Source organism: Paenactinomyces guangxiensis (genome assembly GCF_016055185.1).
Lineage (GTDB): Bacteria > Bacillota > Bacilli > Thermoactinomycetales > Thermoactinomycetaceae > Paenactinomyces > Paenactinomyces guangxiensis.
Genome location: NZ_JAECVR010000001.1, coordinates 1 through 16,880 on the forward strand (window position 1 = coordinate 1; position 16,880 = coordinate 16,880).

Below are 16,880 nucleotides of genomic sequence, written 5' to 3' on the forward strand. Positions count from 1 at the left end.
ACATGCTATTGTTTCTGAGGATTTACTTCCGCTAGTTTGGGATTTCACACCAGCTGGTTTCTATGATAATCAGGTTCCTTATCTTGTCGATCACTTAGCAGGTCATAATGTATTTTTCTTGCTAGCTGATGCAGCGTATAATGACAAGAAACTTTTTTCATCCTGTAATCAAATTGGAATTCACTTGGTAACCCAAGTAAACATGTGCAATGCTACTTCTCCTAGTAATTTCAAGGAATTTTGCCGTAGGCAAAATTGGCTTTTTGTAACTCGTGGCTTAGGAAAAAAACTGTTACCAAAACGCAACGGTATTGAACAGTTATTTGCCACTCTCAAAACCGTTTATGGGTTGGAACAACCTAGATTTTATGGCTTTTATAGATACTACAGGCACGTTTCATGGGTGATTTTGGTATATTTATTTAATCGCTTAGTTAATAAGAAACTTGGTTTAAACACAAGAAAAGCACCATGGAACCGCTAAGATTCTAGCTTCTCACGCTAATTTTGCAACAACCTCCCTCTATAAAATAAGATTTTCTCACTAATTCTCTCGTTTTCTCCCTATTTAAAAATGAAACCGGCAGTTCGAACAGACTTTATAATGAATAAATGTATATAAAAGGAATATAGGGCTTTACTCAAACACGAGGATGCACCTCATTTTGTAAAAATATGTGAGCACTGGTGGATCTCCACAATAGCCCAAGGGGTTGACCCTCCCACGTCTAACAGGATCAGTGTCCCTTCATTCCTTCGTTCTACCTGCCTTGGGGTGGAGGCTGAGTTAAGCTCCTTAACAGGGTCTATGGCCCGAATGGTAATATAATCGTTCAGCTTCTCCGTGCTTCATCTTTATGAGAAAAAACGAGATGGACAATTAAGCAGCATTCTGTAACTGTGCTCGTTGCAAAGCTCTGCTGAGCTTTGCGGGATCGTAAAGGGTCTGAGTTGTTCCAAGAACAAAGAACAAACGAATCAGTTTACAACAAAGAGCAATTAGCGACTGCTTTTTACGTAGAGGGTTGTGAGAACGGGTTGTGAAATACTGATGAAAAGCATGAAACTCAGGATTTTTGGCGACGAGTGGCATAACACTACGGAAAAGCAGAGCGCGCAGTCTTGAACGACCTCTTTTGCTAATCTGTGTTTTTCCTCTGTGTTTGCCAGAACTATTTTCTTTTAAATTTAATCCAGCCAACTTTTGAATTTGTCTTGGATGATGGTATTTACGTAGATCTCCGGTTTCGGCTAAGAAACCAGCGACTGTAACCATCCCAACACCTGGGATTGATTGCATCTCCTTTGCGCCTGGAACTTGTTCCAAAAGCTTTTCAAGCTTTTGAATCAGTTGTTCTAATTGATCTTGCAGGAGTTCATACTGCTGAAGTAACAACTGGATTTCCATTTTAGCTATTTGTGATCCAACTGGCAGGCCGACAGATTGTTTGGCCGCTTCTAAGAGCTTTGTTGCCCGTGTGATCCCAACTGCACGTTTTACTTCTTGCTTCCATATCCCCACGATTTGTTCAGCCTCTAGGCGCTGAACATCATGTGGAAGCGGAAAACACTTTAAGGATTGGATTGCGGCTTTTCCTTGCCAGTCCTTAAATACTGTTAAAAGCTCCGGGAAATAACGATCAATCCAATTGTGAATGCGTCCTTGAACACGCATGAGTTCTTGGTTTACCCGGTCTCGCAAGTTCATGGCTACACGCAATTCTGCATATTATACTCCTTCCGGAAGATGAGGTACAGAGTACCGAGCCCCTTGAACCAAGCGTGCAATAACATGAGCATCCTTTACATCGTTTTTAGTTGGAGAATTGTCATCCAACTCTTTTGTCTTTTTAACGTGCATCGGATTCACAACGACGACTTGATGCAGGTGCTTTTTTAAGAAATAGGCAAGGTTTAGCCAATCGTGTCCAGTTGGTTCCATGCCAAACAACACTTGTTGTTTGGCGTGTTTTTTCATGATGCTTTTCATCCAGAACAGCAATTGTTGAAACCCTTGTTGCGTATTGGTAAATGCCAATGGCTTTGCTAGCTCTTTGCCTCGATCATCTACGACTCTGGCAATATGCTTGTGCTTTGCTATGTCAATTCCTACAACAATAGTTTTAAAGTGGATTTGATCGATTTGCTGATTTAGTTTAAAATTCATTCTTGGAGTACCTCCTCTGCTATTTAAGGGTCCACTGGCCAGGGGGACACCTCGTATGTTAGCAGGAGGTACTTTTCTTTTTCAAACCCCTTTGTTTTCCGTTACAGGAATGCTCCTTATAAATAAAGGGACCGATCTCCTTTTCACTAGTCCCCATACTTCCCGAGCAAAAACCAGGCGGGTCGCTTTTTAGTAGAACGGCCGCCTTTTTTTGAAAACCGGAAGTAAATTTTATGTTCTTTAAGTGGAAACAGGATCTCATTCAGTTCCCAACCGCCTACAACCCAAAGGGCTCCGCCGGCCTTACGCTTGTCGATCACTTCCAGCCCTTTTTCCGTCAGGTAACCAAATCAAATGAAGGATTTTGTTTGCCCTTGATATTTTGATCCAGGGCTGCTGCTGATTCCGTATTTCCTTTGCCCGGCTTCTCCGTTTGCGTGGACTGCGGCTCTTGGAATTTGGTCAATTCTTTCTGGATCGTCTGTAACGTCTGGTCTACTGTTTTTCCCAATGCTTGCTCGATTGCCTGGCTAATGAGCTTACTGAGTTCATCTTTATCGATGGATTCTGTTGATTTGGGTTGGGGGATGCGGTAGGACGGGGCCGTAAAGTTCCAGTCACCATAGGTTTCCTGGTACCAGACAGACAATTGGAACAGATAGCGGTGTGCTTTCAGGGCAAGCTCCATATTGGCGAAATCGGCTTCATGTGCCGCTTTGTTGCCTGTTTTGCGAATCCAGTCAAATTTATGGTGAATCTCTTCAGTGATGAATTCTTCGCGAAGTAATTTATGTAAACGCTCAACATGTTTAAGCTCAAACACTTCTTCCAGCTTTTCATGATCTGTGACCAACTTGGCCAGTTGTTCTGTGTAAACTCTAGCTTTGATCAGTACGGCGTGGCTATCAGTAAACAGAATCTGCTCGATTTCTTCGCCGATCGCGGCGAGTTGCGGTTGGTTGTTCATAAAGGAAAACAAATGATTTTTATTCACTGTACGCTCTTTCCTTTCAAAACACGTAAAAGCATGATGATAGATCAATTTCTATAACACTTCGCGGCCATAATTCTTCTTAATCCCTAATCTAATACCGTTTATTTCCATACCACAGAATAGATAACTATATATACAATATATTCGTGATATGAAACAGTTTTGTGTCACATTCCTTTTGTTGAAACTGCAAAAAGTATGCCCTTACTGTCTGCCTTCCCCTCGCTCTATACAACCCTGATTCCTCTTTCACCTAAATCAGATTTTGTCTTCATCAAGGTATGCTTCTCTTAACCCCTTACGCAATGGTTCTCTCTTCTTGTGACCAGTTCGGATCTTTACATTTTGATACAAATAAACTCCTTTCTTGTTTCTCAATAGATCGAGGGGAAGTTGTTCCGCATCTGAATAAATTATACAAAAAAGGGTATGCCAAAAATGGCATACCAAAAAGTGTCCAATTAAGAGATTTATGTATATCTCATATAGAAGTTATTTTGAATGAATGTTTATATGTTCGGATTACACAAAATATCATCATCTTTGGCGTGATAAAAGAATGAAAATAGGAGTCATTGAGAATTTGCATCCTCGTGATATATGGAATGATGCCCATTAATATGACTGTTCAGAATCCTTCCAATTCCAACCTTCTGCAAGCATTTTTTGTGTAATTTTGGCGATATTGCGGGCATCATCAATACCACGGTGATGGGTTCCCGTTATCGAAAGCCCATGATAAAGAAGTGCTCCTTTCATCCCCATACGTCGCACATTATAAAATTGGCTATGAGCTTCCTTCAAGTTGATATGCTTTGCTGAAAAAGGATATGAAACCTGAAAATTGTTACACTGTCGTTTTAATTGTTTACGGTCATAATGGCCCCAGGAACAAAAAATGGATGGATACTTGGTTGAGAAAGTCCTTAATTCTTGAACGGCTTGCGCAAATGGGATCCCTTGATTGACTTGTTCTTGTGTAATTGAAGTCAATGCAGTACAAAACAAACTCAGTTTGGGAAAGAGAACGGGCTTAACAAAAGTCTGATATTCATTGATGACTTCCCGTGTTTGCGGGTTTACAATCACACCGCCGACTTCAATGATTTCAGAAAAAAAGCGAGGAGGAGGATTTTTCTCATAACAAGTTGCCTCAAAATCTATAACAAATAAGTACATATCCACCGCTGTTTGTTCACCTCTTCCTATGATAGATAACCAATCATTTGACAATATCAACATCAGTTGAAAAATCCCCTTACACATAATCATATATCTCTTTGTGACAACAATCGACGACCTTTACAAGTATTGCTTTCCTATTCCCGCTTTTTTAAGTATATCCGAGTTGTGGTGAGCATCTCCATTGTATTTGAAAGGAAAAAAGGCCATCTGCCGATTAGATGGCCCATTTTATTTGCTCATTTATGACCAGGGTTTAACCTTCGTCTATTTAATCAAAGTTAAAATGGTCGGGATGTTGTCCAAAGCGACGGTCTTGATTCATCGCATCAATTTGTTCCATATCCGACGGGGAAAGTTCAAAGTCAAAAATATCAGCGTTTTCCCTGATGCGATGTTCTTGTACTGATTTGGGAATGGTGACAACGCCATGCTGGAGATCCCAGCGCAAAATGATTTGAGCCGGTGTTTTACCATATTTTTCGGATAAATCTGCCAGAGTCGGATGGTCTAAATGATTTCCTCTCATAAGCGGACTCCAGGCTTCGAGTTGGATTCCTTCCTGTTTGCAGTATTGCAGCAGTTCCTTTTGTGTCAGCAGTGGATGATATTCCACTTGATTCACCATCGGCAGGATGTCGCAGTGTTTTTTCAATTCTTCAATATGATGGATTTGAAAATTACTGACGCCGATCGCGCGGACCAAACCATCATGATATAACTTCTCCAGAGCTTTCCACGTGTCGATAAATTTATTTTTGACAGGCCAATGGATGAGATAGAGGTCTACATAATCAACATCCAGTTTTTTTCGGCTCTCTTCAAATGCCTTTAAGGTTGATTCATAACCTTGATCGGTATTCCACACTTTTGTGGTGAGGAAGATTTCGTCGCGGGAAACTTTGGATTCTTTGATCGCTTCCCCCACACCCTCTTCATTTTGATAAAGTGCGGCGGTATCGATGCTGCGGTATCCCGTTTGCAAAGCCGCTTTTACTGCGTTTATGACTTCATCTCCCTCTTTCACCTTATAAACACCCAGTCCAAGCCATGGCATCTTGACGCCGTTATGTAAGGTGGTGGTGCTGGAAAGATGGTGGGTCATGGGACACACTCCTTTGGCAGATACAGTAGTTATTCCATTGTATTATTGAAAAGTAAGCAGCTGCAAGTTACATTAGAAACATGTACCCCTTTGAAGCTGTATGTTTTTTTTAGATGGGCCGATCCATAACCGCTTTTTTCAATCGTTGGGAGTTAAGAAGGGAGGCCGGGTTTTTTGTTGGCAGATTTGTTCCTATTATTAGAATGTGTGTTTTTAGCCCTTGCTGTTCCAATTAATTTTATATTAGCGTCCTTTTTGGACGGAAAACATAAAGAGTTATTTTTTAAAATCATCAGATTTGTCACTTATCCAGTTGCACTGTTCTCTCCTCTGGAAATTATTCTTAGATTATTTGAATCTCTGGACTTGATGCTTGTTCATTTGTTTTATACCAGTATGGCTATTACATTTATTTACGGCCCGATCGCGATTCCGTATGCTTTTGGATCAAGAGGTGGTCTTTTTAAATGGGAGGAGCCGCAAAAATTTGCAAAGAAAATCTTTTATCCGAGTGGCGTCGTTTTCCTGATTTTCGTTGTGTGCGGAGTTGCCTTGGAGTTTTTAGATAAATATTTCAATTGATCGCTTTCAAGAATTTCCGCCAAATAATAGTAAATCCCCGCCGATCCCAAAAACCTGATGGCGGGGGTTTTACTGTGTTGAATCTGAAAAAATGCTATTTCATTTCAAAGCAAGACTCGCTTACTTGTCTTCATACTGAGCAGTGTTTTTCTTGCTCAACTCTTCGATCAGGCCTTTCATCTTGTCGTAAAAGAACGATTGCTGCAGCAGTCCATTGTCTAAACATTCGATCCTCCTGGTTGATTTTTTAATGGTCCATCATTTAAGAAACTAAAGAGCTAAAAAAGCGTTTAATATCGTTTTTCAGCTCTTCATGAGATTATAATAAGCAGGTTTTATAAGTCAACGATATTTTAAATTTTTTATCTTTTTAGAGTTTTTTCTTCATACTTAAAAACCTTTTACTTCGTTGATACTTTTCTAAAAACCAGAACATAATGAGTAAGTCCTTTGTATTTGAAAGAAAAAGATCCATCTCTGCCAATAATCGTCTACTCCCCTATTTCATTTGCCGGCGATATTTTGCTATTATACAAAAAAGAGTTGCTTTTTTTAGCAACTCTTTACAATCTGATTTTTCTTGCCAGCCTGTTCGAACTACATTTTTCACTCTATCTCTTCTTCAAAGATCGCAACAACCCGGCTCCAGCCTGCACTGGCATTTTCGATATTTACCGGAAAAGCAGACACTTTGAAGCCATAAGGTTTCGGGATTTGATCCAGGTTGCATAATTTCTCAATCTGGCAATATTCTTTTTCTCTTCCAAACAGATGAGACTCCCAGAACTGTACTTTGCCTTCCTTCGCTTCTTCCGCCATGATATTGAGGGGCCGGTCCAGTCCCCAGGCATCGATTCCGATCAATTTGATACCCTGGTTGACCAGCCATTCCGTTGCATTTTTTAAAAGTCCTGATTGTTTGAAAGCATAGTGGGGGGTTCCGAAATACTTGGATGCCCCTGTGTGAATGAGAACAATATCGTATGGCTTTATTTCATACCGGATTCGTTCCAACTCTGCCTGTATGTCTTCAGCGGAAATTCCTTCCCCCACTTTCTTATGGGTCATGTCCAGCAGTACCCCGTCCCCATAACACCAGTGTAAAGGAACCTGGTCAATGGTTCGGGCAGGTTTTCCGCCACTCATAGGTCCGTAATGGAGAGGTGCATCAATATGTGTACCCGAGTGAGTGGAAAGGGTGACTTCCTCAACTGCCCATGCCACTTGATCTGGCCAATACTCTTTACCCAGCCCCAATGTTTTTTCTCCTAATTCCACACCGGCTTTATGATCCAGGTATGTAATACGATGGGGATTTAATTCATATTCACTTGTTTTGTTACTCAGCCGATCACTCAGATCAATCAGTATCGTCCGTTTGCCGTTTCTCTCGAATGTTTCCATTGGGGTGTCCACTCCTCATCTGTATAAATTATGTCTATTATAACTTTATTAGATTAATCAGATTTTATCTTTTTTCTTCTAATCTCTTAAAACTTTGAACCTGGTATTCTTTAGCAACATAAATCCCCATGTTCCCCTGGACTCTGGAAATCAGCGAATCGCCAAGTGCTTTGCCTTCTTCAGTGGCCATTATTTGTTTCATTGTTTCAGGTGACTCATAATAAGTCTCAATAACAAAATCAATATCATGCAGGTCTTCAGCCTGATTTGCCAGTTGGGTAGGGAGCAGCTTATTGATTTCCATTTTAACCACACCCGGCATCTTCATCATTTGAGGCATAAACTCGGAGATATAGAATTTCTCAAATTCATCAGTCTGATCCGTTTTTTTGCAAATCCCGATCGTCTTAAAATTTCCTTGTGCGCTCCTATAGCTTTGAACCCGATATTCCTGGGCTACAAAGGCTCCCACTTTTCCTTCACCTTTAGAAACCAACCAGTTTCCCAGGCTTCTTCCCTCTTCGGTTGCCATCAATTGTTTGATCGTTTCAGCTGACTCGTAATACGTTTCGACAATCAAATCAATTTCAAAATGGTCTTCCGCATCATTGGCTGATTCAGCAGTGGTTAGCGAATTAATCTTCATTTCAAGCACCCCGGGAAGTTGCAACATTCGGGGCATAAATTCGGAAACATAAAACCTCTGAAATTCCTGGATATTTTTCATTCTCTTATAGATTCCCATGGTTTTGAACATGTATTTCCCTCATTCCCTTAAAGTAACATTAAAATAAATCGAGTAATTTCACTAATCAATAAAGTATATATTGGATATAAGAATTATATTTTCCTTTATTTTAATGTTCCTATTTCGTTCATGGTCCACCATCTACTGGAACATTTATTCAGCTTATATGGTATAAGGGAAATGGCGATATTAAATCATTTTCTTTTGAAAAACTATTTTATTTAAATCCCTTGAATAAATCATGATCTCATTTTTTACAATATCCACATACGGGGCTGTATCCCAGTTATTCATTCCGGGATCATAGCCCGGGTCGCCAAAGACAGCTGATATAAGCCAACTAGTGCCGGGAACTATGTCAGCTTTTACTGTGGGAATGACTGTACGGGAGTTCATGAGATTTGTGTTTGAATTTGGATATATAAGCTCAGCTTTACCATTCCCATACAAACTCTTTATACCGCTAGTACCCTGGGGAGATCGGGCTAAAACTTCTTTTTCGCTTTGCATAACCTTGTAACTTTTATCTTTATTATTATTTTCAATTCCTAATGCAAAGCCGCCGTCAGCAGCAATGATATATCTTTTTGTATGAATGCAATGAATGCGAATATGCCAGGGTGCCCCGGTTACAAGCCATGTTTTAACTACAACATCAGTCCATGGCTTCCATTGTGTATATATAATATCCCCTTCTATTTTATACGCTTCAGAGGTCCTTTTTACCCGATATAGATTATCTCCCTCGCTCAAAGCAAGCATAGAGTCAAAAGCTCCTTGCTCCAGCCCCCACTCAGCTCTTGGCACACTGAATCCGAAAACATTGGAGTATACAAACTTCTCATATTTGGCGGAAGTATGTGTATGCTCATTGGTAGAGAGATGACCGGAGTTAAAGGCGAGAACATGATTTTTTTCTTCCTGCCTGCATATAACAAGATGAGGGGGCTGCTGAACAGAACGTACATTTAACGCGGGAAGAGGGGATTCTTCAGCCTGCCAAAATGGATGATCACCTTTGAGAGCCAGCGGTAAAAATGTTTTTAAGGCCCAGTATGGTGATCCTGGTGAATTATAGTTTTCTGCCATTATGAGATTTGGATAAGTGTAGCCAATGGTTAAAATACCATCAGAGTTAAAAATGGGTTGTTTGAACCACCAGCGTAAATTTCTAAGGATCATTCCCTTCATAATGCCCATGGAAAATGGTTCTGCTTCCGCAAACACCATTGCACTCCAAAAGGCAGATTGTGCAAATCTGTAAGTAAGACTTCTGCCATAAGGAACGGCAGATCCGTCTTGTGCAAACCAATAGATAAAATCTTTGGCAAAGGTTTCCGCTCTGCTTTTATATCTTTTTGACCGCTCAGGATCGTCAGATTCCATCAGTTTCGCATAAATAAGGCCATAAAAATGGATGGCAAAGGGGATATAATAGTCGCAGTGGCCATTTAACCCGTCTGAATACCAGCCGTCTGAGATATAAAATTGATCAATTCTTTCCAAGTTTTTGTCCATTTTTTCACTATCATAGGGGGCCCCTGCTTTTTTGAGGCCGAGGTTAACAAGAACAAGAAAAAACAACCAATTACAGTCATGGATTTGATGGTGATTGATTTGATTCAGCCATGAGGCAAAATGATGTTTTTCCTGCTCACTTAGTGGAGTCCATATTTTTTCCGGAATAAGGGCAAGGGCCAAACCAAACACAGCCATTTCCACCATTCTCTGATCATAGTCGGTGATGTCTCCCCAGTATTCCTCGTGGGCAGGATTGGTTCCATTTTTTATGCCTTGAAGGTATACATCCCATAAATCATATTCGTCTCCCCCCGCCATCAGGGGGACAAGTCCCCATAGTACTCTTGAAAATCCCTCCATCTCCGCGATGGAATCAGGGTAACTGGCACTGGTATTTCCTATGTGCAGACGGGCACATCCTTTACTGTAGTAAGGTTTTAACGGATTACATATCTGCTCTGCTGCCCGGAGAAAATCGTCTCTTGTTTTAAGCGGATTCTCACAAATCGGCACATCAAATCTCTTCATGATCAAAGCCTCCTATCCATGAATAAACGTTTTGCATTTCCAATAGCGGCTGCGGTGATGGCCCCGTCCTCCCCACCGGCAGCCATTTCATTTGATCAATTGCTCTTTCTCAAAATCTATTGCGGGGCGGAACTCGTTCGATCACTTCCAAAGCATCCACCTGCGACGGCGAATTTGCCACATATTTCAGGTGGTGCCTGCCGGGCTTCAGGCCAGTAATTCGATACAACACCCTCTTATAACCGGTTGGCGCATTTTCGCCGTTAATTTTCCCTACGAGTTTGCCGTCCAAATATACATCAGCCTGAAGGCTTTTCTCGGTAACACCGATAATTGAGATCCCCGAGCCGTGGAAAGTATACTGCAGATCCGCTTGTTTCATCACGCCGGTCTTAATTTCAATTTTGTCGGCAGTCACATAGCTATTTGTGGCCTTCTCATTTTTCTCACCTGTTACCCGCACTTTGATGGAATGCTCCCCGGCCGGTAGTTCCGGACTCGTATATACCAGAGCTTCTTCTTGTCTCGAAGGGGAGTACAGATCTACTTTCGTCTCCGGCCCCCCGTCAATCGATATTGCTGCGATCCCGTGGTTCGGTGCTTTTGACATATACAGCTTTGCCTGTTTCCCTTTAAATCTCACTTGATAGTAGGCATTTACCGCATTGGACCAGCTGTCGTTGCTTCCCGAGCTCCAATTGCCGAAAAATTGGAATTGATGCAAACCTGTTCCTTTATTGGAATGGTCAATGCTGAGATGGTCTCCTGCCTTTGCCTTACTTAAAGTGCGTTTATAATGGATATAGGAGTCATGCACATGCTCCCATTCCCCGCCATACCGGATGGAAGCGTCTTTACTGTCAATTCTTTTGCTGAACACCGGAGTATGGGCATTGATAGCTTCAACACGCAAATTATCAAAGCTTGCATAATGATAGCCGCTGCCAAGAGCAATCATGCCGCTGCCAATCCCGCCGGTTTCTTCGCTATAACTTGTTACTTGTTTCCCGTCGACCGATGCCTTGATGTTTCCGTTTAAAAATGTCAGCTTCACGTTATGCCATTGTGACGGATCGAATGAATCAAGTGTTCCGCTTGTTAATACGGTATTGCCTTTTCGCAGTACCCACGAACCGGTGCCGGACAGCTTCAGGTTATAGCCCAGGGGAGGCAGGTTTCCGGACGGATTATCCACAACTCTGCCGGCAACAAATGCGTACCCGTTCTTATTCCCTTCCAGAGAAATGTCACTGCTCACAGAATAATTGGTCCACTCACTATCGCCAAGAATCGTATACGGATCAGGCGATTCCCGGTATACCCAATCGACGGGCTTGATGTCGGATGTGATCACTTGTCTTAATGCTTTTCCTTTAAGTCCACGGTCGGCGATCTCAAACGCTCCGCCCTGGTCCATCGCATATTTGGGTTGCTTGCCGGTTTTGTAACTGTCAAAATTGTCTTCATAAGGGAGCTGCAAATTTGTATTCTTCGGAATCCCGTATTTCGGCCGTCCTTTCTGCTGGCCTGTGGTCGTCGTTAGCGAATATAACGCATAAGGTTCAATCGTTATGCTGAATGAAGAGTCAACCGGTTTAATATCCTTCTGCCGCGTAAAATCTTCCTGTTCATTCGTTCTCCACACATGCACCGTATCTGTGGAGAGTCCGCCGGATAAGTTAAACGTGTACGTTTGCGGCTTAGATGTCACATTGGTGACAATGATGCTGTAATCCCCGCTATCATCCGGCTTTTTCAAAGTCACATAATTGAAAGTGGGGCCCACAGCAGACCCGCTGTCCACAAACTTCCACCCCGGTCTGGCAAACTGAGTGAAATGCGCTGCGATCCAAACGCCTTTACCAATCTCATAATGTCCAGACCAGGGTTTATCTGCGACCAACGCCCCCTTGGTGTTATAAACCACATTGTCATACCAGGCTTCTATAAATGGTTGAAATTCCACTTTGGTCATTTTTCCGTTTACATAGGCCGCCATAATTCCCTTGGCTACATCTTCCAGCGCCCCTGCACTTCCTCTGAGGCCAACGGATCTCATTGGGGGCCGCGCTTCACTATGCCACAAGGGCTTGCCGCTTTGTTTCGCGTCGGCAGAACTTGTAAACGTATAATGCTCCCCAAGCGAGTAAATCGCCTTGTCCAATGCCGGGTCATTTTTCAACTGAGTTGCGATGGACCAGTTTGTTCCGACTGCATCTTTGGCCACCAGCTTCACATTAGCAAATCCATCCCTGTTCAGACCGGGCCTTAATACGTTGACCACCCAATCCCTGTCGAAAGCGCCTTCATTCTGATCCGGACCGAGATAATCAAACTCCAGCCCGTAGTGATCCCTAGCCCCCTGAAGGAAATTTTTATAATAGAGGTACTTGTCCGCATATGTCCCCTGAGCCACCCATTTCGGCGTTCCCCACCTCAAGGCGTCAAGAAGCAGGTCCGGATTGGCTTTTTTCGCTTTTTGGGCCAACCACAGGCCCGCACCTCTTGTAATATCAAAATCGGTCTTTGAACGCATATGGCTCGGCTCCGTACCCGACGAAGAATTGGCGTCGCTGCCGATCTCCATTTTGTAATGATTCAAGCCAGCGCCAAAATTTGGTTTAAAAAGAAAATCTATGATGTCCTGCCTTTGTTTTTCGGGATAGTCCATCAACAGCTTGGTTGAACCGCTTGAAGAGACGTATCCGAGGCCTTCCCACACTCTACCTTCAACGCTTCCGTCGATATTAACGGTTATCTTTTCATGGTCAGAGTCGGCCGCTGTGGCAAAAGCTTCATCACGCGCAAGAAATGGCGAAAAAGCGACAGACAGAAGCAGGATCAATGTAACCAGTATTGAGGTATATCTGGCCTGACGCATATGACACACTCCTTTGTGAAGATTGATCTTGCTCATGGTTGGCATAACCCATCCCCAAAAATTGAACTTATTTCTGTTCACGTTGATATGATGAAGGCTGCTGCCATTGAAAGTTATGCCTCCCAACATGGATTATAAAGTTTTCACTCCCGGTTATAATAAAACTATTTTTACTCATCTGAAAATTTCTTTACCATTTTTCAATCAATCGAACAGGATAAAGTGCTCCCTAGTCCCCTTCCACTCCCCCATCCTTTTGCAGCAACCGCTCCGATCATTCGACCAGCCTTTTGTTCAATGGCAATGATGGGACTTAGTCTGCTTAAAAAACGGTTTATCGTCATATACAGGGAATATTCAAAAAGAAAGTCAAAATAATTTCATTCTGATCAAAATGCCGTTAAGAATTTTCAATATATTTTTCTTATAATTAGGATCACCGAATATAAAGAAAGTCGAGGTGCTTCAGATGGATCCGAATACAGCCGTGCTGAAGGACAAGACGTCGCCGAAGCAACTTGGACGTAAAGGACCTTTGCAGCGAAAGGAAACGTTAGCGGGATTTTTGTTTGTCAGTCCTATGCTCGCGGGAGTATCCGTACTGACTCTGCTGCCTATTCTGGCCACAATGATTCTCAGTTTCTCCGATTGGAACTTCGTCGCCGGCCTGGAGGGACTGAAATGGATCGGACTGGAAAACTTCCGAAATTTGATCGATGACGACGCTTTTTTAAAATCGCTCCAAAACAATGTCATATTTTTGCTTACGGTTCCGATTTATATGGCCATTTCCATGTTTCTCGCCATCTTGATCGATAAATCGGTATATTTTAAAGGATTTTTTAAAGTGGCCTTTTTTATGCCCTATATTTCAAGCGTGGTGGCAGTGGCAATTGTCTGGATGGTCTTATTTCATCCATCTGCGGGTCCGGTGAACCAGTTTTTAATGTCGCTTGGGATCAAGGAGCCTCCCAAATGGATTGCAGACCCGGAATACGCCCTGTCGTCGATCATGATGATTTATGTTTGGATTTCGGTCGGTTTCAACATGATTGTCTATATTGCAGGTTTGCAATCGATTCCGAAAGATTTGTATGAGGCCGCCGAGATTGACGGGGCCAATGCATGGGTGAAATTCAGACGAATCACCTTACCCCTTTTGTCGCCGACTTCATTTTTCTTGCTCATTACCGGCATTATTTCTACATTTAAAGTGTTTGATCTCATCGCCATCCTGACCAAGGGAGGGCCGGTGCAGTCCACCAGTGTACTGGTCTGGTACCTGTACGATACCGCTTTTGTCAATCTGAAAATCGGATATGCTTCCTCGATCGCCCTTGTATTGTTCCTTTGTGTTTTGTTCATCACTCTGCTGCAATGGGTACTTCAAAAGAAATGGGTCAACTATTGAGGAGGAATTGCAGATGCAGCACTCGTCAGGTTTTAGAAAAGCTATCATTACAGCGGTCATGTTCGCGTTCAGTATTCTGTTTTTGCTTCCGTTTTTTTGGATGATCTCAGCCTCGTTCAAAATAGAAGCAGAGGTGTTTAAATTTCCGATTGAATGGATTCCCAAGCACTGGAATGCCTGGAACAACTACAAAGAGGTTTGGCTCGGTCAATACCCGTTTTATATTTATTACTGGAATTCCATCAAGGTGGCCGTGTTTACCACACTGATCTCCTGTACAGTCTCCGCCCTGGCGGCTTACGGTTTTTCCAAGATTCGATTTCCGGCAGGGAAGTGGCTGTTTTTCATCGTACTGGCCACCTATATGGTTCCCGGACAGGCGATCCTGGTCCCGCAGTTTATATTGTACCGGTCCATCGGCCTGTTTGACAGCCATCTCGGCTTGATTATCATCAACAGTTTCAGTGTGCTGGGAACATTTATGCTTCGCCAGTTTTTCATGGGCATTCCGAATGAATATATCGAATCAGCCAAGATTGACGGGGCCGGACACTGGCGGATCTTTTGGCAAATCGCCCTGCCGCTTGTACGCCCCGCAGTGGTCACTTACGCGATATTGCGGTTTATCTGGACCTGGAATGACTACCAAAACCCACTGATCTTTTTACGGTCGGACGAATTGTACACCATTCAATTGGCGATGCAAAAATTCACAACCATTAACGGGGAATTCTATTCCTTAATCATGGCCGCTGCTGTTTCCGCCATCGTTCCGCTCCTGGTTCTCTTTTTGATCGGTCAAAAGAAGGTTATTGAAGGGATTGCCTCGGGAGGATTAAAAGGTTAACCTGATCCATCACAATGGGAGAATAAAAGTCAAAATACTTTTAATACAGGTCAATTTTCTATCATACATCCATCAAAGTGCATTGCTACAATAGCATTAAGATGTAAGCGTATACACTAACTGGAGGATAAAAAATGAGAAAAAGAGTTTGGAACGTGCTTCTCAGCGCCATTATTGTTATCAGTTTGCTTGCAGGCTGTGCCGACGGATACAAGCCTGCGGGCGCTAACGGGCGGGTCACGATCAAATTCTATACGCATGGTAACGGGGCAAACTATAACTGGAAACAGACCATCGCCGCTTTTGAGAAAAAGTACCCCAACATCAAGGTTGACCTGGTCGTGCTGAGCGAGAAAGGCGATACGCAGGAAGCAACCAAAAAACTTGATTTGGCCGCTGCATCAGGCGAGGAGATGGATGTTCTGATGTTCAGCGACCCGGCCACTTATGCACAGCGTGTCGGCCTTGGCATGGTGGCACCACTTGATGATTTTATTGCCAAAGAGGGCTATAAAGTCAATGAGGAATATAAGGTAGACACAAAGCTAAATGGCAAATATTATGCGCTTCCCGGCAAGTTTAATCCTTGGTACGTTCTTCTTAACAAAGACCACTTGGATGAGGCCGGACTGCCTGTGCCTAAAGACTGGACCTGGGATCAATTTATGGACTACGCCAAAAAGCTGAAGAAAGGAAGCGGGGCAACAAAGCGTTACGGAGTCTATTTTCATGGTCCACAGGGTGGAGGCTGGATGGAGTATCTGAAGTTGGCTTTAGGCAACCAGCCGGAGCATACAGAGTTTATCAAAGCGGACGGCAGCTCAAATCTGGACAGCCCGCTGTTTAGAAAATCGTTGGAAATGCGTCTTAAAATGGAGAAGGTCGACAAATCGTCTACTCCGTATGAGGCAATGCTCTCCCAAAAGCTGCACTACCGTGCACAATTTTTTAACCAGTCAGCCAGCATGATTTTAATCGGAAGTTGGATGAACACGGAACTTGGAGGAACAGATCAGTTCCCGTTGAAGTTTCAAGTGGCAGTCGCACCATATCCCAAAAACGCACCCGGCGATCCGGGCGGCTATACTCCTGTCACAACTGACTACATGGCGATCGCAGCCAATTCCACTCATAAGGAAGAGGCCTACAAATTTATCCGCTGGTATACGACAGAGGGTCAGTTAGTCCAGGGGAAAAATATTCCCTCCTGGAATAAGGTAAAGTCTGACGAGTTAAGCAAGATCGTTGACAGCATTCTGAGTCAAACGAATAATCCGGAAAAGGTAGATAAAGAGTCACTTAACAGAGTATTATCCCAGGCGAAGGCTTCCAAAATCATTCCGCCGGTCTCCTACCAGGCAGAAATATACAAAGCAATTAACGAAGAGTATGAGATGCTCATATTCGGCAAACAGGATCTCGACACAACCGTAAAAAAAGCACAGGAACGTGTACAAAAAATCATCGACACCAACAAGAAATAATTGATTATAATAAAATGAAAAAGGGG

General features: G+C 42.9%; 13 protein-coding genes and 1 pseudogene. 5 read left to right on the forward strand and 9 right to left on the reverse strand.

Features of this window, described 5'->3' with window-relative positions; genetic code table 11:
* On the forward strand, positions 1 to 484 hold a 484-nt coding region (locus I8U27_RS00005), incomplete at its 5' end, for a transposase (protein ID WP_198065812.1).
* Between the two features lie 396 nt (positions 485 to 880).
* Here the strand turns inward: I8U27_RS00005 and I8U27_RS00010 are convergent.
* The 5 genes and pseudogenes from I8U27_RS00010 to I8U27_RS00030 all read right to left on the reverse strand — a co-directional run bounded on the left by I8U27_RS00010 (position 881) and on the right by I8U27_RS00030 (position 5,448).
* Positions 881 to 2,167, reverse strand: a pseudogene (locus tag I8U27_RS00010) (IS110 family RNA-guided transposase).
* Positions 2,168 to 2,313: 146 nt separating this feature from the next.
* Complete coding sequence (locus I8U27_RS00015; RefSeq protein WP_181750518.1) at positions 2,314 to 2,487, reverse strand: hypothetical protein; 174 nt, start codon at positions 2,485 to 2,487, stop codon at positions 2,314 to 2,316.
* Positions 2,488 to 2,504: 17 nt separating this feature from the next.
* Positions 2,505 to 3,161 (reverse strand): DUF4145 domain-containing protein, encoded by a 657-nt coding sequence (locus I8U27_RS00020; RefSeq protein WP_181750517.1) that lies wholly within the window; start codon positions 3,159 to 3,161, stop codon positions 2,505 to 2,507.
* 615 nt (positions 3,162 to 3,776) lie between these two features.
* Entirely contained in the window at positions 3,777 to 4,403 is a 627-nt protein-coding gene (locus tag I8U27_RS00025) for a 3'-5' exonuclease (protein WP_232345156.1), read from the reverse strand.
* A 211-nt stretch (positions 4,404 to 4,614) separates the two neighbouring features.
* Positions 4,615 to 5,448 (reverse strand): aldo/keto reductase, encoded by an 834-nt coding sequence (locus I8U27_RS00030; protein ID WP_181750516.1) that lies wholly within the window; start codon positions 5,446 to 5,448, stop codon positions 4,615 to 4,617.
* A 174-nt stretch (positions 5,449 to 5,622) separates the two neighbouring features.
* On the opposite strand from I8U27_RS00030, the gene I8U27_RS00035 reads away from it, so the two are divergent.
* On the forward strand, positions 5,623 to 6,030 hold the full coding sequence (locus tag I8U27_RS00035; RefSeq protein WP_181750515.1) for a hypothetical protein: 408 nt from the start codon (positions 5,623 to 5,625) through the stop codon (positions 6,028 to 6,030).
* A gap of 606 nt (positions 6,031 to 6,636) precedes the next feature.
* Here I8U27_RS00035 and I8U27_RS00040 read toward each other — a convergent pair.
* The 4 genes from I8U27_RS00040 to I8U27_RS00055 form a co-directional block, all read right to left on the reverse strand.
* Positions 6,637 to 7,434 (reverse strand): cyclase family protein, encoded by a 798-nt coding sequence (locus tag I8U27_RS00040; RefSeq protein WP_181750514.1) that lies wholly within the window; start codon positions 7,432 to 7,434, stop codon positions 6,637 to 6,639.
* A gap of 64 nt (positions 7,435 to 7,498) precedes the next feature.
* Positions 7,499 to 8,191, reverse strand: coding sequence for an EthD domain-containing protein (locus tag I8U27_RS00045; protein ID WP_181750513.1), 693 nt, complete (start codon positions 8,189 to 8,191; stop codon positions 7,499 to 7,501).
* Positions 8,192 to 8,371: 180 nt separating this feature from the next.
* Complete coding sequence (locus tag I8U27_RS00050) at positions 8,372 to 10,231, reverse strand: DUF2264 domain-containing protein (protein WP_181750512.1); 1,860 nt, start codon at positions 10,229 to 10,231, stop codon at positions 8,372 to 8,374.
* A gap of 109 nt (positions 10,232 to 10,340) precedes the next feature.
* Positions 10,341 to 13,112 carry a hypothetical protein gene (locus tag I8U27_RS00055; protein WP_181750511.1) on the reverse strand — a complete coding sequence of 924 codons (2,772 nt, stop codon included), beginning with the start codon at positions 13,110 to 13,112 and terminating at the stop codon, positions 10,341 to 10,343.
* A 469-nt stretch (positions 13,113 to 13,581) separates the two neighbouring features.
* Between I8U27_RS00055 and I8U27_RS00060 the strand changes: the two genes are divergently transcribed.
* The 3 genes from I8U27_RS00060 to I8U27_RS00070 all read left to right on the forward strand — a co-directional run bounded on the left by I8U27_RS00060 (position 13,582) and on the right by I8U27_RS00070 (position 16,854).
* Positions 13,582 to 14,523, forward strand: coding sequence for a carbohydrate ABC transporter permease (locus I8U27_RS00060; protein ID WP_181750510.1), 942 nt, complete (start codon positions 13,582 to 13,584; stop codon positions 14,521 to 14,523).
* Between the two features lie 13 nt (positions 14,524 to 14,536).
* Complete coding sequence (locus I8U27_RS00065) at positions 14,537 to 15,370, forward strand: carbohydrate ABC transporter permease (protein ID WP_181750509.1); 834 nt, start codon at positions 14,537 to 14,539, stop codon at positions 15,368 to 15,370.
* 134 nt (positions 15,371 to 15,504) lie between these two features.
* Positions 15,505 to 16,854 (forward strand): ABC transporter substrate-binding protein, encoded by a 1,350-nt coding sequence (locus I8U27_RS00070; RefSeq protein WP_181750508.1) that lies wholly within the window; start codon positions 15,505 to 15,507, stop codon positions 16,852 to 16,854.
* Positions 16,855 to 16,880 lie beyond the last annotated feature (26 nt).